Origin of the sequence: Kitasatospora sp. NPDC058162, from assembly GCF_042884005.1 — a bacterium.
Taxonomy (GTDB): Bacteria; Actinomycetota; Actinomycetes; order Streptomycetales; family Streptomycetaceae; genus Kitasatospora.
The window spans coordinates 142,982-168,861 of record NZ_JBHVUS010000018.1; the positions used below are offsets into that span (position 1 = coordinate 142,982).

26 protein-coding genes and 5 pseudogenes are annotated in these 25,880 nt (G+C 71.6%); 17 read left to right on the plus strand and 14 right to left on the minus strand.

Going from position 1 to position 25,880, the window contains the following annotated elements:
- Positions 1 to 74: 74 nt before the first annotated feature.
- The 8 genes and pseudogenes from ACFVXG_RS28125 to fabG form a co-directional block, all read right to left on the minus strand.
- Positions 75 to 299 carry a hypothetical protein gene (locus ACFVXG_RS28125; protein ID WP_063346666.1) on the minus strand — a complete coding sequence of 75 codons (225 nt, stop codon included), beginning with the start codon at positions 297 to 299 and terminating at the stop codon, positions 75 to 77.
- Between the two features lie 83 nt (positions 300 to 382).
- A pseudogene (locus tag ACFVXG_RS28130) lies at positions 383 to 1,320 on the minus strand (DUF2637 domain-containing protein).
- Entirely contained in the window at positions 1,317 to 1,730 is a 414-nt protein-coding gene (locus tag ACFVXG_RS28135) for a WhiB family transcriptional regulator (RefSeq protein ID WP_387931256.1), read from the minus strand. The pseudogene ACFVXG_RS28130 and the gene ACFVXG_RS28135 overlap by 4 nt, the downstream one beginning before the upstream one ends.
- A pseudogene (locus tag ACFVXG_RS28140) lies at positions 1,707 to 2,333 on the minus strand (ATP-binding protein); the annotation flags it as partial. The gene ACFVXG_RS28135 and the pseudogene ACFVXG_RS28140, both read right to left, overlap by 24 nt.
- Complete coding sequence (locus ACFVXG_RS28145) at positions 2,333 to 3,382, minus strand: hypothetical protein (RefSeq protein WP_387931230.1); 1,050 nt, start codon at positions 3,380 to 3,382, stop codon at positions 2,333 to 2,335. The gene ACFVXG_RS28145 and the pseudogene ACFVXG_RS28140, both read right to left, overlap by 1 nt.
- A gap of 1 nt (position 3,383) precedes the next feature.
- Positions 3,384 to 3,698: a transcriptional regulator gene (locus tag ACFVXG_RS28150; RefSeq protein ID WP_387931231.1), complete on the minus strand. Its 315-nt coding sequence runs from the start codon at positions 3,696 to 3,698 to the stop codon at positions 3,384 to 3,386.
- An 800-nt stretch (positions 3,699 to 4,498) separates the two neighbouring features.
- Positions 4,499 to 5,293 (minus strand): IclR family transcriptional regulator, encoded by a 795-nt coding sequence (locus ACFVXG_RS28155; RefSeq protein WP_387931232.1) that lies wholly within the window; start codon positions 5,291 to 5,293, stop codon positions 4,499 to 4,501.
- Between the two features lie 249 nt (positions 5,294 to 5,542).
- Positions 5,543 to 6,247, minus strand: coding sequence for a 3-oxoacyl-ACP reductase FabG (gene fabG / locus ACFVXG_RS28160; protein WP_387931233.1), 705 nt, complete (start codon positions 6,245 to 6,247; stop codon positions 5,543 to 5,545).
- 450 nt (positions 6,248 to 6,697) lie between these two features.
- On the opposite strand from fabG, the pseudogene ACFVXG_RS28165 reads away from it, so the two are divergent.
- Both ACFVXG_RS28165 and ACFVXG_RS28170 read left to right on the plus strand, forming a co-directional pair.
- Positions 6,698 to 6,916 (plus strand): annotated as a pseudogene (locus ACFVXG_RS28165) (helix-turn-helix domain-containing protein); the annotation flags it as partial.
- An 87-nt stretch (positions 6,917 to 7,003) separates the two neighbouring features.
- Entirely contained in the window at positions 7,004 to 7,459 is a 456-nt protein-coding gene (locus tag ACFVXG_RS28170) for a hypothetical protein (protein WP_387931257.1), read from the plus strand.
- 111 nt (positions 7,460 to 7,570) lie between these two features.
- Here ACFVXG_RS28170 and ACFVXG_RS28175 read toward each other — a convergent pair whose 3' ends face one another.
- Positions 7,571 to 8,119 (minus strand): flavoprotein, encoded by a 549-nt coding sequence (locus ACFVXG_RS28175; RefSeq protein WP_387931234.1) that lies wholly within the window; start codon positions 8,117 to 8,119, stop codon positions 7,571 to 7,573.
- A gap of 115 nt (positions 8,120 to 8,234) precedes the next feature.
- Between ACFVXG_RS28175 and ACFVXG_RS28180 the strand changes: the two genes are divergently transcribed.
- The 10 genes from ACFVXG_RS28180 (at position 8,235) to ACFVXG_RS28225 (ending at position 16,925) form a co-directional block, all read left to right on the plus strand.
- Positions 8,235 to 9,419 carry a helix-turn-helix domain-containing protein gene (locus ACFVXG_RS28180; RefSeq protein WP_387931235.1) on the plus strand — a complete coding sequence of 395 codons (1,185 nt, stop codon included), beginning with the start codon at positions 8,235 to 8,237 and terminating at the stop codon, positions 9,417 to 9,419.
- A 91-nt stretch (positions 9,420 to 9,510) separates the two neighbouring features.
- Complete coding sequence (locus ACFVXG_RS28185) at positions 9,511 to 10,140, plus strand: hypothetical protein (RefSeq protein WP_387931236.1); 630 nt, start codon at positions 9,511 to 9,513, stop codon at positions 10,138 to 10,140.
- Positions 10,137 to 10,631: a hypothetical protein gene (locus tag ACFVXG_RS28190; protein WP_387931237.1), complete on the plus strand. Its 495-nt coding sequence runs from the start codon at positions 10,137 to 10,139 to the stop codon at positions 10,629 to 10,631. Before ACFVXG_RS28185 ends, ACFVXG_RS28190 begins: the two co-directional genes overlap by 4 nt.
- Positions 10,624 to 11,070 carry a hypothetical protein gene (locus tag ACFVXG_RS28195; protein ID WP_387931238.1) on the plus strand — a complete coding sequence of 149 codons (447 nt, stop codon included), beginning with the start codon at positions 10,624 to 10,626 and terminating at the stop codon, positions 11,068 to 11,070. The genes ACFVXG_RS28190 and ACFVXG_RS28195 overlap by 8 nt, the downstream gene beginning before the upstream one ends.
- 26 nt (positions 11,071 to 11,096) lie before the next feature.
- Positions 11,097 to 12,416: a helix-turn-helix domain-containing protein gene (locus tag ACFVXG_RS28200; RefSeq protein WP_387931239.1), complete on the plus strand. Its 1,320-nt coding sequence runs from the start codon at positions 11,097 to 11,099 to the stop codon at positions 12,414 to 12,416.
- 102 nt (positions 12,417 to 12,518) lie between these two features.
- Entirely contained in the window at positions 12,519 to 12,725 is a 207-nt protein-coding gene (locus ACFVXG_RS28205) for a hypothetical protein (protein ID WP_387931240.1), read from the plus strand.
- A gap of 64 nt (positions 12,726 to 12,789) precedes the next feature.
- A complete protein-coding gene (locus ACFVXG_RS28210) occupies positions 12,790 to 13,530 on the plus strand; it encodes a hypothetical protein (RefSeq protein ID WP_387931241.1) in 741 nt (246 codons plus the stop codon).
- Between the two features lie 2 nt (positions 13,531 to 13,532).
- Positions 13,533 to 14,837 (plus strand): UDP-N-acetylglucosamine 1-carboxyvinyltransferase, encoded by a 1,305-nt coding sequence (locus ACFVXG_RS28215; RefSeq protein WP_387931242.1) that lies wholly within the window; start codon positions 13,533 to 13,535, stop codon positions 14,835 to 14,837.
- Positions 14,834 to 15,868 carry a serine hydrolase domain-containing protein gene (locus tag ACFVXG_RS28220; RefSeq protein ID WP_387931243.1) on the plus strand — a complete coding sequence of 345 codons (1,035 nt, stop codon included), beginning with the start codon at positions 14,834 to 14,836 and terminating at the stop codon, positions 15,866 to 15,868. Before ACFVXG_RS28215 ends, ACFVXG_RS28220 begins: the two co-directional genes overlap by 4 nt.
- A gap of 13 nt (positions 15,869 to 15,881) precedes the next feature.
- A complete protein-coding gene (locus ACFVXG_RS28225) occupies positions 15,882 to 16,925 on the plus strand; it encodes a UDP-N-acetylmuramate dehydrogenase (RefSeq protein ID WP_387931244.1) in 1,044 nt (347 codons plus the stop codon).
- A gap of 174 nt (positions 16,926 to 17,099) precedes the next feature.
- Here ACFVXG_RS28225 and ACFVXG_RS28230 read toward each other — a convergent pair whose 3' ends face one another.
- A complete protein-coding gene (locus tag ACFVXG_RS28230) occupies positions 17,100 to 17,519 on the minus strand; it encodes an SsgA family sporulation/cell division regulator (protein ID WP_387931245.1) in 420 nt (139 codons plus the stop codon).
- Positions 17,520 to 17,813: 294 nt separating this feature from the next.
- Between ACFVXG_RS28230 and ACFVXG_RS28235 the strand changes: the two are divergent.
- From ACFVXG_RS28235 to ACFVXG_RS28250, 4 genes and pseudogenes are all read left to right on the plus strand, one after another.
- Positions 17,814 to 18,711 (plus strand): annotated as a pseudogene (locus tag ACFVXG_RS28235) (TIGR03557 family F420-dependent LLM class oxidoreductase).
- Between the two features lie 678 nt (positions 18,712 to 19,389).
- Positions 19,390 to 19,734 (plus strand): hypothetical protein, encoded by a 345-nt coding sequence (locus ACFVXG_RS28240; RefSeq protein ID WP_387931246.1) that lies wholly within the window; start codon positions 19,390 to 19,392, stop codon positions 19,732 to 19,734.
- Between the two features lie 118 nt (positions 19,735 to 19,852).
- A complete protein-coding gene (locus ACFVXG_RS28245; RefSeq protein WP_387931247.1) occupies positions 19,853 to 20,338 on the plus strand; it encodes a flavin reductase family protein in 486 nt (161 codons plus the stop codon).
- A gap of 333 nt (positions 20,339 to 20,671) precedes the next feature.
- Complete coding sequence (locus ACFVXG_RS28250; RefSeq protein WP_387931248.1) at positions 20,672 to 21,325, plus strand: HAD-IIIA family hydrolase; 654 nt, start codon at positions 20,672 to 20,674, stop codon at positions 21,323 to 21,325.
- A 249-nt stretch (positions 21,326 to 21,574) separates the two neighbouring features.
- Here the strand turns inward: ACFVXG_RS28250 and ACFVXG_RS28255 are convergent.
- The 4 genes and pseudogenes from ACFVXG_RS28255 to ACFVXG_RS28270 form a co-directional block, all read right to left on the minus strand.
- Positions 21,575 to 22,114, minus strand: a pseudogene (locus tag ACFVXG_RS28255) (type 1 glutamine amidotransferase domain-containing protein); the annotation flags it as partial.
- A 469-nt stretch (positions 22,115 to 22,583) separates the two neighbouring features.
- Positions 22,584 to 23,006, minus strand: coding sequence for a hypothetical protein (locus ACFVXG_RS28260; protein WP_387931249.1), 423 nt, complete (start codon positions 23,004 to 23,006; stop codon positions 22,584 to 22,586).
- 92 nt (positions 23,007 to 23,098) lie between these two features.
- A complete protein-coding gene (locus tag ACFVXG_RS28265) occupies positions 23,099 to 23,824 on the minus strand; it encodes an ANTAR domain-containing protein (protein WP_387931250.1) in 726 nt (241 codons plus the stop codon).
- A 59-nt stretch (positions 23,825 to 23,883) separates the two neighbouring features.
- Positions 23,884 to 24,612, minus strand: a complete 729-nt coding sequence (locus ACFVXG_RS28270; RefSeq protein ID WP_387931251.1) for an ANTAR domain-containing protein — start codon at positions 24,610 to 24,612, stop codon at positions 23,884 to 23,886.
- A 235-nt stretch (positions 24,613 to 24,847) separates the two neighbouring features.
- Here ACFVXG_RS28270 and ACFVXG_RS28275 point away from each other — a divergent pair, with 235 nt between their 5' ends.
- Complete coding sequence (locus ACFVXG_RS28275; RefSeq protein ID WP_387931252.1) at positions 24,848 to 25,765, plus strand: Rieske 2Fe-2S domain-containing protein; 918 nt, start codon at positions 24,848 to 24,850, stop codon at positions 25,763 to 25,765.
- The last annotated feature ends 115 nt before the right edge of the window (positions 25,766 to 25,880 follow it).

Consider the following 25,880-nt stretch of genomic DNA (forward strand, 5'->3'; position numbering starts at 1 on the left):
ACAACTTGCTCCGCCAGGAGCCTCGTTGGGGTCACGCTTCGGTCCCTGCGTGGTGCCGTCCTGGGCGGAGTCGGTCATCGGCTGGCCTCGCTGTCGCGCTGGTGGATGTCGAGGAGGAGGTCCTCGATGAAGTCGAGGGCGAGGACGGGGTGGTGGAGGGTCCAGGGGCGGGAGTGTCGGCCGCGTTGGACGCTTCGGGTGCCGTCCGGGCCGGTTTCGACGTGGTGGAGGTGGCCGCGCTGGGTGAGGACGGCGAGCCAGGAGTCGGCCTCGGCCCAGGTGGCGGGGGTGGTGCGCATGGTGGGCTGCTCCCGTTCGGCGGTGGTTCGGGCGGGTGAGCGCCGGGGTGACCCGGTCGGTCACCCCGGCGCTCGGGTGTCGGTCAGTTCCGGTCGGCGGTGACCGGCTCGGGCTGGGGCCGGAGCTGGGCCATCAGCTCGGTCAGCGTGGCGCTGGACAGGGGGATCTTCTGACCGCGGATCGCCTCGGCGACCACCTTGCGGGTCAGCTTGTCCTCCTTGCTGACCGCCTGCCGGGCGATCTTCAGCAGGTCCTCGGTGTCCAGGTCAGGGCGGGGGTCACTGTCCCGGTCAGTGACCGGCCGGACCGTGTTCGGGTGACCGCCCATATCAGAGGGCTTGGTCAGGCTGACCGCGTCGGCCGGGGTCAGCTGTGCCTTCGGCGTCGGGGCGGTGACCGGGCGGCTGACCGACTGACCGGGAGCGGAGCGACCGGCACGGTCCTGGCTGGCGGTCAGCGCCGCCAGCCGCTCGGTCAGCGTGACCTCCTCGGTGGTGACCGGGGCGGGGTCAGGGGTGACCTGACCGCGGTCGGCCGGGGCCGGGCGGTCAGCGTGACCGTCCCGGTCAGCGGGATTGACCGGTCCGCGGGCGATGAGGATGTAGAGGTGGACGGCTCCGGCCAGGGCGAGCGGGGCGATGGTGGACAGCACCGCGACCACCGTGTCGCCCAGCCGCAGCCCACCAGCTGCGGAGTGGAGATCGTTGAGCCGGACGGCGTGCAGCGCGTTGGCCCACAGGCTCGTCCCGGTGGCCGCGCCGAAGAGCGTCCACACGTAGGCGCGGGCCCGCGCGGTGCAGTGCGCAGGACCAGCAGGGCGCGCACTCCGTAGGCGATGAAGCCGTCGACGATGATCGGGAAGAGGTAGGTGAGCAGGCCCCTCACGTGGATGGCGATGGCCATCTGCTGCAGCGCGTCGTACGAGAGCGCGCAGCCCGCGCCGCCGAGGGCGATGACGACGGCCCGGTCCCAGCCGGTGACGTGCGCGGAGTTCGGCGTGGTCGCGGTGGTGGTGCTCATGCGGCCGTCCCGAAGTCGTCGCGGACCAGCTGCTCGGTGCCGGCGGCGCCGTGGGCGGCCGAGGCGGTGCGGGCGGCCTTTTCAGCGATCTGCCGGTGGCGGATCGCGCGGCGGGTCTCGCGGTAGAGCTTGAGGGCGTGCTCGGGGGTGATCTTGAGGAGCCAGGCGAGGCGCTCGACCGGCACGTCCTGCCGGTATCCGGCGAGGACGACGGCGCGGCGCTCGGCCTTGGTGAGGTGGATGTCGCGTCCGGCGAGGGTGGCGTTGACGCGGCTGTAGTCGAGGCGGTCGTTGATCTTGGCGTGCAGGGGTTCGCGTTCCTCCTCGGTGAGGCCGCCCCGGATGCCGTTGGTGTCGCCGGTTTCGAGGGCGGCGTCCAGGCAGGCGCGGTCACCGAGGCAGGTGCGCAGGTCCTTGATCGGCAGGTTGCTGGTGATCAAGGTCGGGAGCAGGTTGTTGTAGCGGCGGTTGATCAGCCGGTACGTCTGCTCTTCGACGAACTCGCTCGACTTGGCGGCGCCGAGGTCGTCGAGGATCAGCAGCGGCACCCGGCTGTAAGCCGCGAGCGTCCGCTCGGCGTCGGTGTCCGGGCCGGGGCGGAGTTCGGCGTAGAGGTCGGCGGCGGTGGTGGCGCGCCAGCGCACGCCGATGCCGGCCTGGACAAGGGCGCGTACGGCACCGTACGCCTCGTGGGTCTTACCGGCGCCGACGACTCCGGCCATCAGCAGGCTGGGGCCGGTGGTGACCTGGCGGCGGGCTCCGATGCTGGGCGCGGCGGCCTGGGCGGCGACCTGCCGTACCCAGGCCAGGACCTGCGGGTTCGTGGCGACCGCGTCGCGGTAGCGCGGTGGCAGCCCGGCGGACAGGGCCTCCTCCAGCGAGTACTGCTCCGGCTCGTCCGGGAGGGCGTGGACCGTGTGCTGGTCGATGCCCCGGGCGGCGAGGATGCGGGCTATCCGGTCGAGCACCGAGGGGGCGTCGGCGAGGGTCTGCGGGTCGCGGTGGGTGCGCATCACAGCTCCTCGGCGTAGGCGGCGACGGCGTCGACCGGGTTGGTCCACGCCTGGTGAGCGGGCACGTTAGGCCGGATTCCCGGCCGGGCCAAACCGGCGCCTCGTGCGTTCATGGCGTCGTTGACCAGGCTCGGCAGCCGGGAGGGGTGGCCCTGGATCTCGGCGAAGCGCCGCAGCCCGGCGCGGACGTGTTCGGCGGCGATGCCCTCGTCCAGCAGGGTCTTGACGACCTTGCCGAGGTGGCCGAGCACGCTGCCCGGCGGACGCTCCGCGCAGGCGGCGACGTACTCGCCGATCAGCTGGCCGCCGGAGACCGTGCCCGCGTCGGGCGCCTGGCGCCCCGTAAGGAAAGAAGATCCAGGATCCAAGATCCTAGATCCAGGCGCCGAGGGCTCCGGGAGGCTTCGACGAACCTTCGGGGAGGTTTCGCCGTAGGACGTCTGACCTGCGGTTTTCCGGGGAGCCGGAACCGGCTTGCGGTTGGCGTCGACCGCCCGGTCCGCCGCCTCGGCGGCGGGGGGAGCCGTCTGCGTGGCGGGCACCGGGAAGGGCTCGTTCGGCTGCGGGATCGCTACAGGAGTGTTCGCCGAGGATTCGGCGAACACTCGGGGAGCGCTCGTGGCGTCCGCGGCTTCGGTCCCCGAGGTGTCGGCGAGGGCGGCCCGCTGGATGCAGGGGCCCTTGCAGACGCCGCACCGCTCCGGCTCGCAGTGCGGGCACGCGGGCAACCGGGACAGGCTCGGCTTGTCGATCTTCTGGTGGTTACGCCAGGTCGGGTAGTGGAAGTACCGACGGCCGTCGCAGCCGCTGTAGCGGCAGATCGCGCCGACCGAGGCGAGCTGCTGGAGGTGTTCCTCGACCTCCGCGCGGTTGATCTCGTCACGCATCGGCCAGATGAGGCCGTAGACGATCGCGGCGTTGTCACGGTGGCGTCCGTGGTCGTCGGCGTGGTTGGTCATGCCGAGGAAGGTCACCATCGCCGGGATGGACACCTCGGCCAGCGTCTCGGAGACCCAGGCCTCCGGCTTGACCGATCGAATGCGCGCCATGTCAGCGGCCCCGGACCGCGGTAACGGCAAGCTGCCCGGTGGCGAGGTCGAGGGTGTGCGGGCGCGTCCAGTCCGCGTCCGGCCATGTCCGCAGCACCCAACGGGCGGCGGTCTTGGTTGTGTTGCGGCTCAACCCGAGCTGCTCGCCGTACTCGCCGACGGCCACCGTGTAGGGGTGGGGCCACTGGCGGCTGGGGTCGGTGAGGCTGACGCGGATGGTGACCGCGCCGGGGATCATGTCCGCGAGTTGGACCCCGAGCCGCTGCTGGCTCGGGCTGGTCGCCGCGTAACCGGCTTCCCCCGAAAGGCTGGGCATGCGATACTCCGTGGTTCGTAGGAGCGCGCGCGGCGGCCTCTCGTGCAAAAGAAGTCCCGCCGCTCGCGAGGTAGTGAATCGGCGCCCTTCGGGGCGCCGGCCCGGCGCCCAGGAGCTGGTAACTCCCGGGCGCCGGTCGCTTTTCCGGCCGTGTCCTACGGCATCAACTCCCCCTCTCCGCCCGCCGGTGTTCGCGGCGGGACGAGCACCATAGGGCGACCAGCCGCCACACATCCAGGCCTTAACTCCCCGACAGGGGAAAACCTTTGTGTACGCGCTGGCGCGGCCCACACCACGCGGATCGCCCGGCCCCCTCCGGGCCGAGCAGTGCGAACTCAGCCCGTCCAGACGTCGACCCCACTGCCTATGCAGCAGACCCAAGGCCGGACCTCGCATGCTCCAAGAATCCCGGACCGCATACGCACCGAAGAGACTTTATGATTAACGTCAGAATTTGGTCAAGAAATTCGAGCTATCTACGCGAGTAGTAGCCCCAATTTCCCGCCCAGCGGGAAACGATCTTGGCCGATAAATACATAGGCCCCAATTCGCGCTTCGAGCTCTCACCAGGAAGCAGACCCAGAGAAGTCGAGCAAACCCGGCACGACTAACCCTGAAAGCATCCTGGAGACCTTGCAGCCCAGACTCACGAAAGAACCGATAACCCTCTTCCACCACCAGAGGGCCGCATCAGGTGATTGCAACTTGCAGACATCCACCTGCGTGCCGGGAAAACAATTGGCGGCCGACAGATCTTCCTGTAGGCCGCCAACTAGAAAATAGTGCTGCGGGTTTTCGCCTCATACTGCCATCTGGCCGGCAGCAACCAAACTCATGGCACGTGCGGCATCACAGGTACGCCGGATCACTTCTCGCAGGTCGCCCGTCATTTCCTCAGCAGGCATTCCCAGGCCGATTGACCCCATCACGGTCGACCCCCACATGACAGGCGCCGCGATGGCGTCCCATCCGACCAGCGCCTCCTGGCGACCGATCGCGAAGCCGCGCCGGCGGATGTCGGCAAGAGAGGCGAGCAGGACAGCCTCGTCACGGATCGCACCCGGCGTCTGGGGCTGGGGCAGGTCTTCGGCGAACACCGCCTCCTGCATGTGGGTCGGCAGGTGGGCCAGGATCACGCGCCCCGCCGCGCCGACGCGCAGCGAGCGCGGCATGGAGCCGATCGACGTCAGAGCCCCGAGGCTCTCCGGGTCACGGTCGCCAAGGGTGTAGTCGGTACACAGACGGCGCAGCCCCCCGAAGCCGGTGACCGTAAACAGCATGACGACTCCGCCGGTATTTCGCTGGAGGTCGTCCAGCATCCGCTGGACGTCAGCTGCCGCAGGGACTGACGTCATCGCCTGCAGCGCCATCTCGATCACGGCCGGGCCCGGCCGGTAGCGGCCGCGGCTGACCTGGTCGACCGTACGAGCCTCCACGCCAGCCTGGAGGATGCGGTGGACCGTGGAGTCCGGGATACCGGTGGACCTGGTGAGGTCGAGCACGCCCTGGACGCCGCTGCCCTGGGAGACCGCCCGGAGAACGGTCAGGACGCGGGCATGGGTGCTGGCCGCCGGAGCTGCCTGTTGGGTGGGCACCAAGGGTGCTGGCGTTGCGGGAAATGGCAAGGGAACCTCACAGGTGTGCAGTGCCGGGAACCGGCAGGCTGCGCCCGCCCCCTGGTCGGTATGGGTGGGCAAGGCCGATGGCCTCATCTGGGCCGCACGGTCCCGTAGCGGGTCCAGTACAAGGTGATCGCAGCTGGAGCCGTGGGCGCGCCGGGCGTGCGAGCAACGGGGATACACCGGGCCTGGGCGTCCCCTCCTGCGCCCAGGCCCGGCGCGGGGTTAGTGACCCATGCCGGCGCCACCGTCTACAGGGATGATCGCCCCGGTCAGGTAGGCGGCGGAGCCACTCGCCAGGAAGGACACTGCGGCAGCGATCTCCTCCGGCTGGGCCATGCGGCCGAGCGGCACCCGCTGGAGCAGGGCCTCACGCTGGGCCTCGGAGAGGACGGCGGTCATGTCCGTTTCGGTCAGGCCGGGGGCGACGACGTTGCTGGTGATGCCGCGCGGGCCCAGTTCGCGGGCCAGGGACCGGGCGAAGCCCACGAGGCCGGCCTTGGAGGCGGCGTAGTTCGCCTGCCCGCTCTCGCCGGTCATCGCGACGGCGGAGGAGATGAAGATCAGTCGGCCGTGCTTCGCGCGGAGCATTCCGCGGGAGGCCCGCTTGGCGGCCCGATAGGCGCCGACGAGATTCGTCTGGAGGGTGGCGTCGAAGTCGTCCTCGGACATGCGCAGCAGCAGCGTGTCCCGGGTGATGCCGGCGTTGACGACAAGGATCTCGACCGGTCCCTGGGCGGCCTCGACCGCGGTGAACGCAGCGTCGACGGACTCGGTGGACGTCACGTTGCACTCGACGCCGAGGATCCCCTCCGGCGCGAGCCCGCTGCGGGAGGCGACTGCCACGGTGGCACCGTCCGCGGCAAGCCGCTGCGCCACTGCGAGGCCGATGCCTCGGCTACCTCCGACAACCAGAGCCGAGCGGGACATGGGGACTCTCCTTCGCGGTGCGGGTCGCCGAGCGGCCCGTCTGCGGCCCGGCGACTTCCACGATGCCAGGCCCCCACTGGAACTCTCACTTCCAGAAGTGCCAGTTCCGGAACTCCGAGTTCGCGAACTCAGAGTTCTAGACTACGCGCGTAGATCACTCAGGGTGATTTCGCGGATATTTTCCGCAACGACCGGAGTTTCGCCACCGCGGAAGCGGCAGATAGCTATTGACAGCTCGTCACAGAGAGGCCTCGAACGCTTGGTCAAATGATGATTCATCATTCCAGAACAGAGATTTGTTGACGATCCAACGACAACGTCACGAATCCGCCGATGTGGCTTTCCCCACACGCCTATCGGCGCCGACCCGCCAGTCGGAGATGCCTAGAATCGGATGCCATGAGCACTGACTTCGAGCGCCTTGCGGCTCGCGATCTGACGCTCGCCAGCATGGTCCAGTGCTGGCGCCAGCGGACAGATCCCAACTCCATCCCCGGCCTGGTCACGAGCCCCACCCGCCGAACGCGGGAACTCTCCAAAACTGAGGTAGCCCGACTGGCCGGCATCAGCGTCAAGTGGTACTCGAAGCTGGAAGCCGGAGAATCCGCCCAATTCTCTGATGCAATTCTCGAACGCCTGGCATTCACATTCCGACTCAATGATGCGGAACGCCTCGCCCTGTACCACCACGCCACCGGGCGCGCCCCCGCCCCACGAGACACGGAGCCCGACGCAATGGCGGCCATGGATGCAGACATGCAGCGCCTTCTGGACAAGATGCTCCCGCACCCCGCGTACATCTCGGACGTCGCCTGGAACGTGGTCGCGCACAACAACCCTTCCCGGGAGATGTACCCCTGGGTCTACGAGCGCAACATCATGAGGTGGGCCTTCCTCTACCCCGGTGCCCGCGAGCAGCTGGTCAACTGGAAGGAATCCTGGGCCGTACCCTTCCTCGCCCAGATCCGCACCGCCGCCGCCCAGTACCCCGACAACGAGCAGTTGAAGAAGCTGGTCGCGGACATCCTGGAGGGCTGCCCCGAAGCCCAGGAGCTGTGGGACCGGCACGATTTCTACGAGCACCCGGACGGCGACATCAGGCACATGCGAATCCCGCACGGCGGCGCCGGCGCGGTCCCCGTCCGCATCATGGCCCTGTCCCCGCTGAGGAACAGGCAGCTGCGGTTCATCGTCGCCTTCCACGGTGTCTGACTGCCTGCCCACGCGGTGCCGTCACTCACGGAAGTGCGGCACCGCACGAGACCGCAAGGGTGTAGCCGATGATTGCGCCTGTGCCCAGCCCGACTCTGTCCGGCCCCGGGGTCACCGCGGGATGGACTCTTCGACAGCAGAGAGTGCGACGTCCCACGGGTACGTGTCCGGCCTCCCCTGTCCGGGAACGTTCGGGACGAATCCTCCTTCGCCGAGCAGCACTCGAACGCCGGCTTCGCGCAGCGTGGTGACGCTGCGGGGGAACTGAGGGTGCCCGGTGAGCGCCGTGTTGGTGCACGGCATCACGGTCAGCGGGATGCCCTTGCCGATCGCCTCGGCCGCGAACCCTATGATCCAGGAGGTCGTGATCCCTAGCGCCAGGCTGTTGATGCTGTTCATCGTGGCAGGAGCGAGAAGGACGGCGTCGGCGGCCGGGAGCAGGTCCGGGTCGCCTGGCCGACGGTAGGCGGACTTCACCGGGTACCCGGTCAGGCTCTCCAACTGCGGCAGTTCCTCCTGGAGCCAGCTCGCCGCTGTCGGCGTGAGCCCGAGCGCCACGTCCCACCCCCTGTCCTGAGCCTGGCGCACGACGTGCGCGACGTCCAGGACGGGCGGGGCGGCGGAGCCGAAGAGGTACAGGACCGGGCGCGTGACAGGCATGAGGGTCATCGAACCCTGTGGGAACGGGCTTCGGCAACCCGCCGGAATCGGCTGAGGTCCCCGGCTACTTGGCGCTACCGTCGGATCACCGGGCCCGACTCGCAAGGGACGCACCATGACCGACTTCACGCCCGACACCATCGGCAAGCGGATCAAGCAGACCCGCAAGCTCCGGCACATGACCCAGACCGAACTCGCCCTGAAAGCGGCGATCTCGGCATCCCACATGGCTCAGATCGAGCAGGGCAAGCGACAGGCCAGCCCGGCAGTCGTCGCGTCCATCGCCCGAGCGTTGTCCGTGCCCGTCGCCGATCTCGAAGGACGCCCGTACATCGAGGAGTTGCGGCGCGACCAGCTCGACGGGCTGATCCAGCCCATCCGCGAGTCGCTGGACATCTTCGACCTGGGCGCCGACCCGGACGTCGCCCCGCGCCCTATCGAGGACCTCGTCGCGCACACCGACCGGGTGTGCCGGCTGATCCGCGCGTCGGACCTGCGCAGCGCGGCCGCAGAGCTGCCCGGTTTGATCACCGAGACCACGACCGCGGCGCACAGCACCGGTGACCGGCGTGCCTGGCAGGCCCTCGCCATGCAGTACCGCTCCGGCTACGACCTCGCCAGCAAGCTCGGGTTCCAGGACCTCGCGTCGATCTCCCTCGATCGCATGGGCTGGGCGGCGGAGCGGGCCTCCGACGCCGTGACCGGAGCGATCAGGCAGTACAACCGGGCACTGGCCTACCTGCGAGCCGGCCAGTACCGGACCGGCATCCGCATCGCGGAACTCGCCCGGCAGACCGCTGCGCAGGCCGATCCGGGCATCGAGCGGCAGGCCGTGACCGGTCAGGTGCACCTCGGCATCGCGGTGCTCGCCGCCCGCAACGGGGACACCGAGGCGATCACCGGCAACCTCGCCGAAGCCGAGTCCATCTCGGTGCGAACCGGCGAGGTCCCGGAGCTCCTCTGGCTGGCCTTCGGCCCCACCAATGTCGCCGCCCACCGCGCGAGTTGCCTGATCGACCAGACGCTCTACCACGAGGCCCTGAAAGTCGCGCGGGCCATCGAGATCCCCGACTCCTGGCCCGCCAGCCGTGCCGCGCACCATCACGCGGAGATCGCCCGAGCTCTGCTCTGGACCGGCAAGGGCGACGCCGCCTTCCGCCGTCTCCTCGACGCACGCCGCCTGGCCCCGCAGCAGTCCCGGCACAGCTCCACCGTCCGCGAAACGGTGGCCGGCCTGCTCCGGGCGCAGCGTCGGCTCCCCGAGTCGATGTCGAACTACGCCTCGTGGATCGGAATGTGACCGTGGACTAACACACGGTTGTGTGAGTTCCCGACTTCCGGCGGCTCGACCTTGTTCATGACGGATTCACCGACATGACAGGAGTTACCGCATGCCCCGCTCGTTCGGCCCCGCCAGTACGTGGGCCCCTCCCGGCGACACGGTCGTCGCCGTCGAGGGCGGCACTTTCTGGGATGCGGTCGCCGTCGGCCAGAAGCTCGGTCTGGAAGCCCTCTCGATCCTCGAAGGCGTCACCGCGCGCCGCCCCGGGCCGGTGATCTGGGACAGCCGCCGTGAGCCCCGGATCTACTTCCTGGTGCCCCCGCGAAGCGGCATCGAGGCCGACTTGCCCACTGGTCGTCTGTTGAGCTTCGGCGACTACGTCGCGGTTCCGGGCGTCCTGGTCATCGAACCGCCCGGTCCCCACTGGCTCGTACCGCCGGATCCCGGCCATCCGGACCGGCTCGTCGATCCGGTGCTCCTCGCCTCCGCCCTCAGGCGCGCGGTCGAATCCCGTTGGGTCACCGTCCGTGTGAGCAGCGGTCAGCAGGTCCAGGTGCTGGCCGGTGAGGCCCAGGTGGAGGGCAAGGCGTGCCTCAGGTGCAACACCACCGATGGGCCGCTGCGTCCGGCGGGTAGGGGCAGCGTCGTGGACGAGGCCGGTGCCGAGCGCGACTTCGACCCCGTGTTCTGCGTGACCCACTTGGCGGGCGGGCCGGCGTCGAAGGAGGGGGTCGAGTGATCCCGCGTCTCACCACCGCGGCCGAGCGGCAGCGCGCGGTCGGGCACTGGCTCGCCTGTGCGGCCCCGGTGCCTCGCCTCGCCTTCAACGACTGGAAGAAGGACGGCCTGGCGCTGCTGCCCACCGGCGTGCTGTTCGCCGTCGTGCCCGTTCCGGCCGCCGAGGTCCACGCGGCTGCTCGTACCGACCAGCGTCGGCAGGTGGACCGCTACCTCAGCCGCGTACTGGGCGGCCCGGTGTTCTGCTACGACTCGTACGACGCCTACTACGCGCTGGTCCCGGCCGGCACGGCGCGGCACTGGAACCTCTCGGACGTGCCCTGCCTGGGCCGGGGACAGACCGTCGCCGTGCCGCGGCCGGGCCTGACCCGCGAGGACGGCGCCCGCGCCTTCTGGTCCGTCCAGATGGACTCCCCCGCCCTGCTGTGCCAGCCCAACCTCGTCGCCCACCTCATCCTGGCCGGCCGACGCCGGAGAGCGACCTGTGGCTGAGCCCCTGATCGACATCGACGTGGCCGGGGTTCTGCGCGCGGTGGGCCAGGCGGACGCCCTCGCGGAACGAGCCCTGGCCGGCGAGGAACTCACCGGACCCCAATTGGACCTCCTCTACGCGTTGTACGAGGAGCTGACCGCCCATCTCGCGCTCCTGCTCGCCGCGACCGAGGAGAAGTACCGGCACTCGGCACCCCTGACCCCGATGCAGGTCCTCGTCCGCGACGCCCTGCGACTCGGCGGCAACCTGGTCGCACGGCCGCTGCGCCTCGGCGTGCTCGACATCGTCGCCATGGCGCCGATCTGCCGCCTGCTGCTTGTGCTGCACCAGGGCAAGGACGCCTTCGCCCAGTACGCCGGAGGCCACCCGCTGGTCTGGGCGGAGCCGGAGACCGTGGAAGGCCAGGCCGGCGTCTCCGTGCCGGCAGGTGAACCGTGATCACGGGACAGGGCCCGGGGGGAACAGTGACCGACGGCAACACCACATTCGGCAGGTTCGTCTCGCTGCGTCGTTCGGTGCTCGGCTGGACACAGCTCCGCCTGGCGGCGGAGCTCGACCGCAGCGAGGACTGGATGTCGCAGGTCGAGCGGGACGTCCAGCAGGTCCACGACCTGCAGCTCTTACGACGGATGGCCTCGGCCCTGGGCGTCGGGATCGACCAGCTCCTGGCGCTGCCACAACCGGCCGCGAAGCGGCCGAGATCACCGCGACGGCGTGCCAGCTCGGCTACGCTGGCGACGACTTCCGGTGCCGAGGAGGAGGACGATGTGCGTCGCCGCCCGTTCCTGACCCTGGCGGTGGCCGCCCTCGCCGCCCCGGTCGCCGGCCTGCAAGTCGCTCATGCCGAGGCGCCGTCACCGCTGTCCGGCCTGGAGGACCTGCTGGTGTACGGGCCGGGCAGGATCCCGGCTCCTCTCAGCGAGCCGACCCTGAGGTCCGTCGACGCTTCGCTCACCTCCTCCCGCCAGGAGTTCAGGTCGGCCCGGTACGACGTCCTCGCACAGGCGCTGCCCGGCCGGATCGTGGCCGCCGACATGGTCGGTACGGCGGAGGAACGAGCCCGGAACGTCGCCCGCTTCTACAACGTCGCCGCCAGGTTGAGCATCAAGATCGGTGACAACAACCTGGTGGCGGTGACGTCGGACCGCGCCCTGACCGCCGCACGACTGGGCGGCGACCCGCTGATCACCGCCGAGGCCCAGCGGATGGTCTCCAGTTCCTGGCGCCGTCAGGGCAGCCTGGCCCGCGCGACCGACATCGTAGTGCTCGCCGCCGAGGATCTCCTCACCGACGCCTCTGTGGGCGAGGCCGCCCGCCTGGCCGCACGCGGTGACCTGTACGCCACCGCCGCCTACACCGCGGCCAAGTCCGGCGACCGGTCGTACGCTCACGCCCTCATCAGGGAGGCCAACGACAGCGCCACCGCGGCCGGCCGGACGTCCGGCCGCGCGGACGGTGTCCAGGGCGTCGCGCTGCACGAGCTGTCGGTGCACTACGAACTCGGCGACGCCGGCCGGGCAATCGAGCTCGCCAGGACGATCGACCCGGCCACGCTGCCGACCGCCGAACGGCAGGCCAGGTTCTTCACGGACGTGGCCCGCGCCTTCGACCAGTGGGGCAAGTACGAGCAGTGCTACCGGGCCCTGCTCGCCGCCGAGGAGACGGCCCCGCAGGAGGTCCGCCGGGGTGCCGTCCGTGACCTCGCCGTCGGTCTGCTGCGGTACGACCGCCGGCTTCCCGGAGTGCGCGACTTCGCCACTCGGGCAGGTGTGCAGCTGATCTGACCCGTAGTCGGACTACGGGCCGTAGTCCGACTACGGATCGCGGCAGCGATCCGGCAGTTCACTGGGACAGTCAACCCGTCCCAGGCTGCGGAGGCTCCCGCCATGCCGACGCCCAGCTCCTCCTCCTTCTCCACCGGCCCCCGGCACGCCGCGCCGTCGAACCGCGACCGGTTCGGTGTCTTCCTGACGGCCTCCTGGGCCACCCTGCACGTGCCCGTGCTCGTCCTGTTGGGCGTCGCTGTGCAGCACCAGGTCGACGCCCGTCCGGAGGCCGCAGCCACCGCCCCGGACCTGCCCGCCGCCCCGTAGGCGTCGGCGTTCTCATCGGCTCCACCCCCTTCTTCCACTCGCTCGTCCGAGAGGAGAACCGGCTATGCACCGGCTGTCCGTCGCGTCCCCGTTGAACACCGAACTGGACCGCATCGACTACCGCACCACCCCCGAGTACTACATCGACACCGATCAGGTCACCGACCCCGTCGTCGCGCACCTGCTCGGCCGCTGCCCGACCGTCTTCGGGCTCAAGAAGGCCATCGCCGACCTGCTGACCGGGCAGCTGGACATCGAGATGCCCGAGACCAGCGGGATCATCGAGCCCGGTGCCGTCGTCCGAGGCACCGTGACCGTGGCCGCCGGGGCCGTCATCGCCGAGGGTGCGGTCGTCACCGGCCCGGTGCTGGTCTGCCCCGGTGCCGTGATCGACGCCGGCGCCCGGGTCAGGGACCACACCGTCATCGGCCCAGGCTGCCGGATCGGCTGGGGAGCCGAGATCACCCGTTCCCTGCTGGCCGGCGGGGTCTTCATGAAGCACACCAGCTTCGTCGGCGACTCCGTCCTCGGCATCGGCGTCAACATCGGCGCGTTCGTGTCCACGACCGGCCTGCGCGTCACCAGCGGACCGGTCACGGAACCGGCCGTCGACGAGGTCTGCGCGCGCCTCGACGGGCACCGCGTCCCCACCGGCCAGACCAAGTTCGGTGCCGTGATCGGCGACGGCGTGATCGTCCCCGCCGGCACCGTGCTCCAGCCCGCCACGCTCATCGGCGCCCACACCACCCTCTACCCCCGCACCCAGATCGGCGGGTTCTTCCCCGCCGGAAGCCAGGGAAGGTGACCATGACCACCACCACGACCTCCGACCGGCTCACCCTGCGGATCACCGGCGGCCGCCCGCTGCACGGCAGCACCACCGTTCAGGGCAGCAAGAACATCGCCCTGCACCTGTACGCGGCCGCGATCCTCGCCGACCAGCCGTTCACCCTCACCGGCGCCCCCGCGATCCTCGACACCGGAGTGTGCGCGGAGATCCTCCACCGCACCGGCACCCACACCACCGTGACCGACGGCGAGTTCGAGACCCGGCCCGCCGACTCCTACTTCCCGGTCATCCCTGACGACCTCGGCCGTCGCATCCGCACCACTGCGGTCATGGCCGCCGCCCTGCTGGCCCGCTCCGGCGAGGTCACCTTCCCGCTGCCCGGCGGCGACGCCTTCTGCGCCCGATACATCGACCTGCACCTGGCCGCGATGGAGGCCGCTGGCGCCAACGTCGAAGTGAACCGGGGGCGCGTACGTGCCCGATTCCCGGGCTCGAAGCGGTTGCCGTTCATCACCACGGTCAGCACCAGGAAGTGGGGTCCGAGCCTGGGCGCGACGGTCACCGCGATGCTGCTGGCCGCCCGCACCCCCGGCACCTCGTCCATCCTCGGGCCGAGCATAGAGCCCGAGGTCACCGTCACCGCGGAACTGCTCGCCCGCTCCGGCGTCGGCATCACATGGCAGGGCACCGAAGCCCTGCACGTCACCGGCACCGACGGCATCGCCGGCGGCGTCTTCCCGGTCCCGTTCGACCGGTTGGAAGCCGCCACCCTGGCGCTCGCCGCCGCGATCACGGGTGGGGACGTCCACCTCGACGCCTTCCCTCCCAGCGGCTTCCCGGCGGGTCTGGTGTCGGTCTTCGCCGACGCCGGGATCCTCCTGACCGCCGAACGCGCCGGGACGACCGTCACCGTGCCGACGGGACTGCGCGCGGTGGAAGCGACGACCGGCCCCCACCCGGGCTACCCGACCGACGTCCAGCCCCAGCTGACCGCCACCCTCACCCGCGCCGCCGGAACGTCCCGGATCGACGAGAGGATCTACAGCCGACGCGACAGCCACCTCGCCGCGCTGCGGCAGTTCGGCGCCGTCGTCAACGCCGACGGCCCGGTGATCACTGTCGAGGGCCCGTCCAGGCTCCTCGCCGCTGACGTGGCGGGCGAGGACATCCGGGCCGTGACCGCGCTCGTGCTCGCCGCCTTGGCGGCCAAGGGGACCTCTACGATCCGGGGCATGTACCACCTCCGGCGCGGATACGGCGACCTGCCGGCCAAACTCTCCGCGCTCGGAGCCGACCTGACGATCAACCAGGAGCTTCCGTGAGCAACACCCGACCGTGGACGTCGAACACCGTCAGCGAACTGCAGCAGTGCCTCGACCTGCTGGTCGACGACGGCGCCCTGCCCGGCGGCGTCATCGCCTACGGCACACGCGGCGGCAAGCCCGCCTTCGCCGTCTCCGGCATCGTCGCGCCCGAGTGCGGGAGCGAGCGACCCGGCCCGGACACGGTCTACGACGCCGCGTCGCTGACCAAGGTCCTGTCCACCTGGCCGCTGATCGGCCTGGCCGACGGCATCTCCGCGGACACCCCGGTACGCGACCTGCTGCCCGACCTTCCGGACCAGGCGCCCGGCGCACAGGTGACGGTCGGGAAGATCCTCTCGCACACCTCCGGCCTGCGGGCCGACACCCGCCTCGACCAGTACCGCAACCGCACCGAACCCCTGGCCTCGCTGATCTGCGGCGAGCCGCTGATCGCCGAACCCGGCGACGGCCACCGGTACATCAACCGCGGCTTCATCCTCCTCGGCCTCGCGCTCGCCCATATCCACGGCCGCCGCCTGGACGAACTCGCCGCCGACCTCTGGCAGTCCCTCGGCATGACCCGCACCACCTACGGACCCGTCAGCCGCTCCACCGACGTCGCCCCGACCGAGCAACGGCTCAACGGCGGCCCGCGCCTGTGGGGCATCCCCCACGACGACAACGCCGCCCTCCTCGGCGGCGTCGCCGGCCACGCCGGGGTGTTCACCACCCCGGCCGACCTCGCGGCCTTCGCGGACCAGATGCTCGACGCACACGCCCACGGAAGCGGACTGGGCTCCTGGCTCCGAACCAGCATGGAACCGCAGGCCGAGATCGAACCCGGCCTGCACCGAGGCCTGGCCTGGATCCTCGCCGACGGCGGCCGAGTCGCCTACCACCACGGCTTCACCGGCACCAGCCTCTACCTCTCCCCCGACACTGGCCGCTACCTGGCCCTCTGCACCAACGCCGTTTACCACCACCAGGACAACCGCACCCGCCTCGCCCCGCTCCGCACCCTCGCGCTCAAGGCCGTCACCGCCGACTGAGAGGACCACCGCCGTGCCCCAGGACACGCTCGCGTCGCTGACCACCCTCCGGCTCGGCGGACCAGCCGGGACCGTCCTGACCATCTCCGACCCCGCCCACTGGCCCGACGCCACCCGCGTGGTCGGCCACAGCGAGGAGAACGACCCCGTCGTCCTGGGGCACGGCAGCAACGTGATCGCAGCGGACGCCGGCCACCCCGGCACCGTCGTGGTCATGAACACCCGCGGCATCACCGCGAAGAAGCTCGACGACACCACGGTGGCCGTCACCATCCAGGCCGGCCACCCGCTCACCGACCTCGTCCAATGGGCCGCCGCCGAGCGACTGGCCGGCATCGAATGCCTGGCCGGCATCCCCGGCACCGTCGGCGCCGCACCGGTCCAGAACGCCGGCGCCTACGGCCAGCAGATCGCCGACACGCTCCGCAGCGTCTCGGTCTGGGACTGGAATATGGGCTGCCTGAGGACCTTCCCAGTCCAGGCCTGTCGCCTGCGGTACCGCAACAGCCGCTTCAAGGAGAACCCCGGGCGCTGGACCATCCTCACCGCCACCCTCCACCTGATCCACGCCCAGGCCGCGCCGATCACCTACCGCCCGCTCGCGGATGAGCTCGACGTCCCCGTCGGCACCCGACCGAGCGTGCCGGAGGTCACCGCAGCCGTACTCGCCAACCGGCACCGTCGCGGCCTCCTCCTCGACCCGAGCGGCCCGGACGCCCGCCAGGTCGGTTCGGTCTTCCTCAACCCACGAGTCACCGCCACCCAGGCCACACAGTGGTCCGTTCTCGGCTGCCCCGTTCACCGGGACAGCGACGGCCAACTCCGCGCCAGCGCCGGATGGCTCCTGGAGCTCGTCGGCTGCCGCCCCGGCCAGACGATCACCGAAGGCGTGCGCTGCTCAGAACGCCGCACCCTGACAGTCATCGCTCACGGAGAGGCCACAGCAACCGCGTTCGACCAGGCGCTCACCAGCCTCGCCGCCCAGGTATCAACTACCACCGGGTTGGCCCTCCTACCCGAGCCGCCACGCGTCGGCCAGTGGGCCACCGGCCCCTGATCTGCCGCCGGATCTGGCAACCCCCCAAGCGCCGCTGTCCGGAGGGTGCCGGCCGCCGGCGACCGGAGTGCGCCGACCGGGCTGGGAGGGTGCGGGTTTGCTCATCCCCGACTCCATCGACGCCGACCGGTGCGGTGTGCTGGTCGCCATCCAAGGCGGCACCGCCTGATGCGGTCAGTCTCCAGCCCGCAGGCGGGCGAGGATCGCATCGACATCGAGGTGATCGGTCTCCGTTCCTGCGGGCACCAGCGTGAACGAGTCCGCGAGGAAGCCGGTCACGGCGTCCTGCGGCGCGCTGACCACTGCCAGACCGTCCGAACCGTGCAGGGTGATGAGGACTTCACCGGCGCACCCGGGCCTGACCGTGACGTCTCCGTCACCAACCGGGACGTGGCGGCCCTCGTTCAGCAGGTCGCGGCCGAAGTACCAGCACAGCCCCGCATCGCTCGCGCGGCCGGAGGGAGCCGACGGGAACACGAGGCAGGCCGCGTAGGGAAGCGTGGCGTCGAAGCGAAGCTCGGCGTCAACCAGGACGTCGGGCAGCAGACTTCCGGGAAACGTGACGGGCAGGGGGCGGACAGCGGACTTCTGCAAATCCGATCACCTTCCTGGCGGGCGCCGACTCGGATAGGCCGGTGCGTGCCAGCAGCGCCTACCCCAGCGTCCACCCGCCAGCCAGCAACCCCAATCTCCGCACAACTTCCCCTCTCTTAAAGCACGTTGGCCAGGTACGAGGAGGACCGGCCCGGCTTGAGATGGCGGCGTCTGCATCAGCGGCCCGATCGTCGGGGCCGCCGACCGCCGGTGTGGGTGGCCGGGGGGCTTTCCGAGCAGGAGCGGGCGGACCTTTGGGCGCTGGTCATCGAGCGGCTTGGGGAGCCGCATGTGATGACCGAGCAACGCAGCCCGGGCGACCTGGTCGCGGGCGCGGTCCGTGCGGAGCGGGTCGGCTTCGACTTCTCGGTGATCTCGGACCACTCCTTCCCCTGGCTGGACGAGCAGGGCCACGCCCCGTACGCCTGGGCGGTGCTCGGCGCCGCCGCGCAGGCCACCTCCCGCATCCCACTGATGACCTACGTGACCTGCCCGACCTTCCGCTACCACCCCGTGGTGGTCGCGCAGAAAGCCGCCACGGTGCAGTTGCTCTCCGAGGGCCGGTTCCGGCTCGGTCTGGGCAGCGGCGAGAACCTCAACGAGCACGTGGTCGGCCGTGGCTGGCCAGCGGTAGCGGTACGCCAGGCGATGCTCGACGAGGCGGTGCAGATCATCCGAGCGCTGTTCGAGGGCGGGTACGTCACGTGCAAGGGGCGGTACTTCGACGTCGAGGGCGCCCGGTTGTGGGACGTTCCGGACCCTCCACCACCGATCGGGATCGCTGTTTCGGGGCCGCGGTTCTGCGCCCTGGCGGGCCGGCTGACCGACCTGGTGATCGCCGTGGAACCCGACCAGGCCCTGGTCGCGGGCTTTGCGGGGCACGGCGGGGCCGGGAAGCCTGCGGTGGGCCAGCTGCCGGTGTGCTGGGATCCCGACCAGGAAACCGCCGTACGACGGGCCTACCAGCAGTTCCGCTGGTTCGGCGGCGGCTGGAAGGTCAACGCCGAACTGCCCGGGACCGCGGGCTTCGCCACCGCGAGCCGCTTCGTCCGCCCCACCGACGTCGCCGAGGCCATCCCCAGCGGTGACCGGGTCGAGGACTTCGTCGAAGCGGTCCGGTCGTTCGCCGGAACCGGCCTTCCTCGACTGGGCCGAACGCACCCTGCTGCCCGCCCTGCGAGCAGCGTTGTGAACCCACCCGCCCCGGCAGGCGGTGTTGCTCCGCCACCGGCCGGCCACCAGGCGGTGACCTGAGGAGCGCCGCCCGGGCCGGACCGTCCGGCGGCGGGCTGCCTCCCGCAGACGTAGGTTGCGGGCATGACCAGTGACGAGACGACGGTCCCGGCCGTAGGGGTGCGCCCGCCGGGCGAGGTGTTCGACGCGATCGAGACGGCGAACCGGCGCCCGCAGCCGTGGACCGGTTTCGAACACGGCGTCCTCGGGGCTACCGGTGGGCCGCCGGGGCACAGGTCGCGGCACCGGTCACGGCCGCCGCTGCGCTCGGCGCCGCGGGGCCGTGCCGGGCGCAGCTGCTGGCGGAGTGCCAGGCCGCTGCGGTCCGCCTGCGCGAAGCCCTGGCTGCGGGCGCGGACGGCACGGGCGTCCTCGGCGCCTACCAGGCGCTGGCGTGGCTGTGCGGCCATCACGACGACCGTCCCTGACCGCTGTCGCTTCGCTTCCGGAAGGGTGCCGACATCGTAGCCAGCTCGAACAGACCACTCCGGTGGAGGAGCCCTCGTTCCCGACCTGCTCCTCCGGTAGGCTTGGGGTCCGACGGCGTGAAGGACACCGGCAGCTCTGGCCACCGGCGAGCGGGAGCGCTCGAGCCACCCGGGAGGCAGCTGAGGGCCGACGCACATAGGTTGCCCGCATGACAACAGACGAGGCGACGATCCCTGCGGTGGGGGCGCGTGGCCTGGACGAGGTATTCGAAGTGACCAAGGCGGCCAACCGGCACCCCTCGCCCCGCACCGATTTCGAGCACGGAGTGCTGGCGTCCTACCGGTGGGCCACCGGTGTCCAGACCGAAGCCCCCGTGACCGAATTCGCGTCGCCCGGGGCTGGGGGGCCTTGCCGTGAGCAGCTCTTCGCCGAATGCCGCAGCGCCGCCGTGAGACTGCGCGCCGCCCTGAACGACGGTGCCGACGCCGGCTACGTCCTCGGCGCCTACCAGGCACTGGCCTGGCTCTGCGGCCACCACGACGACCATCCGTGACCCGGCCGGGTCCCTGTGGCGACGCGCACGCAGGTACGTGGCGCTGCGTCCCACGGACGGCGGACCGGCTTCACCAAACACGGCCGTGGCCCGGGAATCCGCAGGAAGGAGCAGAGGCGTGGGTCAATTCGAGGCGTTCAGCGCCCTGTTGGACTATCCGGTCTATGTCGTCACCGCGGCGGTCGGCGAGGAACGCGCGGGGTGCCTGGTCGGCTTCGCCGGCCAGAACTCGCTGCACCCACCGCGTTTCACCGTGTGGATCTCCAAGGCGAACCGTACCTACGCCGTCGCGTCACGCTCACGGGTGCTGGTGGTCCACTTGCTCCCCGCACACCGCCACGACCTCGCCGAGCTCTTCGGTGCTCGCACCGGTGACCGGATCGACAAGTTCGCGGCCACCGCGTGGGAGCCCGGGCCGGGCGGAGTCCCGGTCCTGACCGGTGCCATGGCCTGGTTCGCCGGCCACGTTCTCGACCGGGCCGACTGGGGCGACCACGTGGGATTCCTCCTCGCCCCGTTCGACACCACGACCACGTCGCACTCCAGCGGTGGGCCGCTGACCTTGCACGACGTTAAGGACATCAACGCCGGACACCCCGCGTAACCGGGCAGACCGCCTGGGGTGAGGTGGGACGGGGCGGGCTGGTGGCAACTCCCCGAACAGCTCTCGGCGGCGGGGAGGACCGGCTCTTCCCCGCCCTGCGGCTCCGTGCACCGGCCGCGAAGCTGCGCCGCTGCTCGCGCCGCGTGCGCCAAGCCGCTTCGGCGGCTCCAACCGGGCCGGTCTGGGGACCTCCGCCCGGCCACCACCGCCGAGCGGGACCATCTGGCCGGGCACGACACCGCCTGGCACGGGTACTCGCCCTGACCGGTGAGCATGGCCGGCACGCCGCCCGTGGGCTGTTTGACACCGGGCACGGCGGCAACCCGCAGGAGTATGACGTACCTAGGAGAAACCGTACCGACCGTCCCGCAGCCCCGTTCGGCCGGTGACCGTGCGGACGGTGCGGACGGCACCGGCCCGTGGTTGTACAGCCGCAGCGGCCCCTCCGGAGCTGACGGACCGACGGGTGCCGTGCTGTTCGGCCGGGACGGCACCCTCCTCCAGGACGTGTCCTGCAACGGCGATCCCGCCCTCGTCCTCCCCATGGCGGGCGTACGGGCCGCCCTGACGGCCCTGCGCGGGGCGGGCCTCGCCCTCGGCGTGCTGACCAACCAGCCGGGCGTCGCCCGTGGCCTGATCGGACGCGCGGAGGTCGAGGCTGTCCAGGCTCGTGCCGAGCTACTTCTCGGCCCCTTCGACGTGTGGGCGGTCTGCCCTCACGGCAGGCACGACGGCTGCTCGTGCCACATGCCCTCGCCCGCTCTGGTCTCCGCCAGCTGCCGGGCCCTCGGCCTGCCGCCCGCCCGGGTGACGGTGATCGGCTCCGGCAACGCCGTGATCGCCGCTGCCCTGGATGCCGGCGCCCGCGCGATCCGCGTCCCCGAGACCTCAGCACGGATCACCGTGCCCTGCCCGCCCTGCACACTGACCGTCTGCCGAGCAGCCGCCAGCCCGGTCCAGGCCGCCGACCTCCTGCTGCACCGCTGAACGCCCCACCGCCCGAGGACGGAGAACGCGCGAGGAGCATCAACCCCCGCATCAGCCTCGGAACTCCGATCCCCAGGACCCCCGCCCCGGAACCCAGGTCCCCCGGCCTCGGAGCGACACCCCACCGACGTCGAGAAGTCCGTGCACCGGTTGCCCTGCCGCTGAGCCCACAGGCCCCGCAGGCCCGGTGGCCCCGCCCGGCCGCCGACCGGGAGCGTCAGCCCGGTCGGCGGCCGCGGCCCGCACCTTGAGCGCCGCGTCGATCCCCCGCAGGAACTGGTCGAGGTCGTCGGGCGTGCGGGAGGTGATGAGACGCCAGCCGTTCGTGTCGTCCGTGACGAGCGCGGCGTCCGTCCAGTCGGCGCCGGCGTTGGCGAGGTCGGTGCGCAGCGACGGGTAGGAGGTGAGCTCCTTTCCGTACACCACGCCGGCCTCGACCAGCACCCACGGACCGTGGCAGATCGCGGCGACCGGGCGGCCGGAAGTGGTGAAGGCGAGGACGAGGTCGACGGCCTTCCGGTGCGTCCGGAGGGCGTCGGCGTTGAGGGTGCCGCCCGGGACGAGGAGCAGGTCGTAGGCGTCCGCGTCCACGTCGTCGAGGGTGTGCGTCGGTTCCACCGTTTCGCCGGGCTTCTCGTCCCCGACGAGGGTACGGATGTCGTCCCGGCTCGGGGCGGCGATGTCGACGTGGACGCCGTCGTCGCGCAGGTGCCGTACCGGGACGAGGAGTTCGTCCTGTTCGACACCGTGGTTGGTCACGATCGCGAGGACCTTGGTGTGGTTGTTCACGGCTGCCTCCTGTGGCCTCTTCCGGGCCCGGACCGTCGTCGCCCGGGCCCCCGGACCGCTGCGGGTACCCGGTATACGTGCCCCCACCCGGGATTCGCCGGGCCAGGTGCGGGTAGCCGCGCGGCAGCGGCGGACCCCGGCGTCCGCCCCGAGGGCCAGGAGGAAGCGGTGAGCGTAAGACGAAGCTCGTGGGCCATAGCGATGCGCGGCAGGCACGGACACGAACGCACGGATCCCGACGGAGCGAGGCCGTTCCCGCCCTCCGTCGTCCGTCCGCACTCCAGGCGGTCCGCCACGGTCGCGGACGCACCGGCGGTCGACCGCCGGAACCCGGACGTTCCGGAGGGGCCGGACCCGGACCCGGAACCGGAGCCGCCGGCCGTCGACGCCGTCGCACCGTGAGGCCGACCCCGCCCACCACCGGAGCCACGGGGGCTCCGCCGTGCCGCCGCGTCTCCCTGTCGTGCCGTCAGTCCTCGCCGGGGTCGCCGTAGCGGGCCCGCCACTCACGCGCCCTGGCGTTGTGCCACTCGACGCCCTGGGCGGCCTGCTGGACCGAGAGACCGCTGAGCTCGGCGACCGTGCTGAGCGGGACGGGTTCGCCGTCGCACTCGGCGAGTGCGCGGCAGATCTTGCCGGCCCACAGCTCCTCCGGCACGAACGGGCGCTTGCGGTACTGCGCGATCAGATCAGCCAGGTGGTTGACGGTGCAGGCGGTCAGCGCCCGTTTGCCGTCCAGGCTCTGGTCGCTGACGTGCAGCGCGGAGGAATCCGGCACGAGCACGCCGAGCAGGTCGCCCTCGTCGACGGCCCGGCCGCAGAGGTCGCAGAGGTCGAGTGTTCCGGGGGTGCCGTCGGACCGGTCGTCCGCCGGGGGGCCGATGTCCTCCATGCGGCGCGCCTACCCGTCGGGTCACAAACCAACCACCTGCCCGAGCAGCGGGGGAGGTCGCACCCGGTGGCGCTGCGGAGCGATCGGAGCGGTCAGTCGGTGAGCACGGCGGCAGGGTCGATCCGCCCCTCCACCAGGGCGCGGGCCGCGTCGGCGACGCCGGTGCCGCTGCGGCGGGCGTGGTCCCGGAGCGCGTCGAAGGCACCGTCCATGTCGAGGCCGCCGACCTCCGCGAGGACGCCCTTGGCACGCTCGACGGCGGTGCGGTCCGCAAGCGAGGCGCTGATCTCCTCGGCGGCGGTCTGCTCCCGCCCGTAGCGGCGCTGAAGCAGCGCGATCACGGCCAGGTCGGCCAGCGGCTTCAGAACGTCCGGGCCGTCCTCGCCGGGCTCGATCCCGGGGTGGACGTCGAAGACGTTGAGCGCGCCGACGACCCTGCCGTCCAGGCGCAGCGGCACCGCGCGCACCGAGCGGAACCCGAGGTCGAGGGCGCGCGGCACGAAGCGGGGCCAGCGGGCCCCGGCCCGGTCGAGGTCCCGGACGACGACCTGTTCGCCGGTGCGGTGGCAGTCCAGGCAGGGCCCCTCGCCGATGGCGATCTGCAGGGCCTCCAGGCGGCGGACCCGGTCGTTGGAGTAGGCGATGTCGCGCAGCTCGCCGCGGCGGTCCGCGACGACGAGACCGGTGCCCGCCGTCCCGCTGAGCGCCGTGCACACTTCGGTGAGCCGGTGCAGGAACTCGACGGTGTCGTAGCCGGGACCGATCAGCGACTCGGTGAGCCCGGCGAACGCCTCGTTCACGCGGGCCTCGCGCGTCATGACCGCCTCCACTTCCCTTCGGGGCCAGGCTACGCCCGCGCCGGGCCGTCGGTCATCCGTCATCGGTCCTCCTCGGTGAACCGCAGCCGTCGCTCCACGACGTCGTGCGCAACCTCGTCGATCTCGCGGTCGTGGGCGAAGGCGTGGGCGCGTAGCCGGTCGAGGGCCTCCTCGGCAGGCGCCCTCAGCTGCACCATGATCATGCCGACCGCCTGGTCCACCTCGACGCCGTTCAGCGGCGGGTCGTCGAGCCACGGCTGGACGGGCACCTCGCCCGGGGGCGTCATGAAGGAGCCGACGATGGCGAGGGTCACGCTGGTGGCGGCGACCTGGATGTCGGCGACCTCACCTGCGGCCGGGAGCCCGGGGGTGGCGCGGTACAGGCTGAGCACGCCGATGCCGGAGGAGCCGAGGTGGAGCGGCGAGGCGTAGACGCTGCGCAGGCCCTGGTGGTCGACGGCGGTCGAGGCGAGGTCCGTCACCAGGACCGGCCAGCGCACCTCCGCCCGTGCGAGCAGGTCGGCGACGGCCACCGGCCGGCGGCTGCGGAAGGCGTCCACGCCGGGGCCCTCGCCAAGGCTGAACTGCCGCTCCTCCAGGTGGCGGGCCCGGCCGTCGCTGGCCCAGACGCCGGCCCGGTGGCCGGTGTCGGCCATGAGGGTGATCGAGGCGGCCTCCACGGACAGGGCGTCGACACATGCCGCGCAGAGGCGTTCGGGCAGAGAGGGGCGGCCCGGGCCGTTGACGGCCTCGGCCATGATCTGCGCGATCCGCGTCAGATCGGCCATTTCCGCGCCTCGTTCTCCTCGCCTGCGGCCGACCCGGGCGCTCCGGCTGCCGTCCCGGTCGTCCTGGTCGTCGGGTTCTCCCGCACCACGGCGGCTCGCGCCGCGGCATGATCACCGCAGTATAGGTGTCCGGGCCGTCACCACGGGACCACCATCCGTTGCGCGTCTACCCGGATCGGTCCGGCGCACACCCGGGAACGGGTTTCGGCTGCCCCGCCCCGGCAAGCCGCCCGGTATGAACGCTCCCCTGAATCCCTCAGCCCTGCTGAACTCCTCATCCCTGCGCGCGGACCGGTGGGCCCGCCGGCTGCGGCGGGCGCTCGACGCGCCGTCGCACTGGGAGGTCCTCGACCGCCCGGCCGGGCCGATCGCCGATGCTGTGGAGGCCCTCCCGCTCGGCCCGTACCGCGACGCGCTGCACGGCGTCTGGCTCGGGCACCCGCCGCACCCGGTGCTGGTCCAGGTGCCGATCGGCCGCTGGACGTCCGCCGCGCTGCTGGACTCCCTCCCGGGTGCCCGGCGCCCGGCCGACGCCATGGTCACCGTCGGGCTGCTGGGCGCCGCCCCGGCCGCGCTGGCCGGCTGGGTGGACTGGGCCCGGCTGGACGCGCCACGCCGCCGCACCGGTCTGGTGCACGCGCTCGCCAACACCGTCGGCGTGCTGCTGTACGCGGGCTCGCTGTCGGCCCGCTGCCGGGGCCGCCGCGCCCGCGGGCGGCTGCTCGGGCTGGCAGGCCTCTGTGCCGTCACGGCCGGCGGCACGCTCGGCGGTCACCTGGCGTACGCGCAGGCCGCCGGACCCGACCGGACCGCCGCCGTGCCCCGGCTGGCGCCCGCGGACTGGGTCGGACTCGGGCCATTGAACGACTTCCCGCCGGGCGAGCCCGTCCGCAGGACGGCGGGCGGGGTGCCCGTGGTCGTGGTCCGGGTGGGCGAGCGCTGCCACGTGCTCGCGGAGCGCTGCTCCCACCTCTCCGGCCCGCTCGCCGAAGGCACGGTGACCGACGGCTGCCTGCGCTGCCCGTGGCACGGCAGCGAGTTCCGCCTCCGGGACGGCCAGGTCGCCGCCGGCCCGGCCACCGCGCCGCAACCGGTGTTCGAGACCCGGATGCTGTCCGGGCACCTGGAGGTGCGGCTGCCGGGAGCCGGCTGACCCGTTGACGGAGCTGACCGCTGACCGGCCGTCACCGTTCCGCACACCGATCAGGCGCAGCCGCCGGGCGATCGAGCAGTCGGATCGAGAGGTCGGAGGATCCATGGCCGACGTC

Bases quoted from the DNA above. Each gene is read 5' to 3' on its own strand.
- ACFVXG_RS28125 (WP_063346666.1), bottom strand. From the start codon at position 299: ATGCGCACCACCCCCGCCACCTGGGCCGAGGCCGACTCCTGGCTCGCC.
- ACFVXG_RS28145 (WP_387931230.1), bottom strand. From the start codon at position 3,382: ATGGCGCGCATTCGATCGGTCAAGCCGGAGGCCTGGGTCTCCGAGACG.
- ACFVXG_RS28150 (WP_387931231.1), bottom strand. From the start codon at position 3,698: ATGCCCAGCCTTTCGGGGGAAGCCGGTTACGCGGCGACCAGCCCGAGC.
- fabG (WP_387931233.1), bottom strand. From the start codon at position 6,247: ATGTCCCGCTCGGCTCTGGTTGTCGGAGGTAGCCGAGGCATCGGCCTC.
- ACFVXG_RS28170 (WP_387931257.1), top strand. From the start codon at position 7,004: ATGCAGCGCCTTCTGGACAAGATGCTCCCGCACCCCGCGTACATCTCG.
- ACFVXG_RS28175 (WP_387931234.1), bottom strand. From the start codon at position 8,119: ATGCCTGTCACGCGCCCGGTCCTGTACCTCTTCGGCTCCGCCGCCCCG.
- ACFVXG_RS28180 (WP_387931235.1), top strand. From the start codon at position 8,235: ATGACCGACTTCACGCCCGACACCATCGGCAAGCGGATCAAGCAGACC.
- ACFVXG_RS28185 (WP_387931236.1), top strand. From the start codon at position 9,511: ATGCCCCGCTCGTTCGGCCCCGCCAGTACGTGGGCCCCTCCCGGCGAC.
- ACFVXG_RS28205 (WP_387931240.1), top strand. From the start codon at position 12,519: ATGCCGACGCCCAGCTCCTCCTCCTTCTCCACCGGCCCCCGGCACGCC.
- ACFVXG_RS28210 (WP_387931241.1), top strand. From the start codon at position 12,790: ATGCACCGGCTGTCCGTCGCGTCCCCGTTGAACACCGAACTGGACCGC.
- ACFVXG_RS28215 (WP_387931242.1), top strand. From the start codon at position 13,533: ATGACCACCACCACGACCTCCGACCGGCTCACCCTGCGGATCACCGGC.
- ACFVXG_RS28240 (WP_387931246.1), top strand. From the start codon at position 19,390: ATGACAACAGACGAGGCGACGATCCCTGCGGTGGGGGCGCGTGGCCTG.
- ACFVXG_RS28250 (WP_387931248.1), top strand. From the start codon at position 20,672: ATGACGTACCTAGGAGAAACCGTACCGACCGTCCCGCAGCCCCGTTCG.
- ACFVXG_RS28260 (WP_387931249.1), bottom strand. From the start codon at position 23,006: ATGGAGGACATCGGCCCCCCGGCGGACGACCGGTCCGACGGCACCCCC.
- ACFVXG_RS28265 (WP_387931250.1), bottom strand. From the start codon at position 23,824: ATGACGCGCGAGGCCCGCGTGAACGAGGCGTTCGCCGGGCTCACCGAG.
- ACFVXG_RS28270 (WP_387931251.1), bottom strand. From the start codon at position 24,612: ATGGCCGATCTGACGCGGATCGCGCAGATCATGGCCGAGGCCGTCAAC.
- ACFVXG_RS28275 (WP_387931252.1), top strand. From the start codon at position 24,848: ATGAACGCTCCCCTGAATCCCTCAGCCCTGCTGAACTCCTCATCCCTG.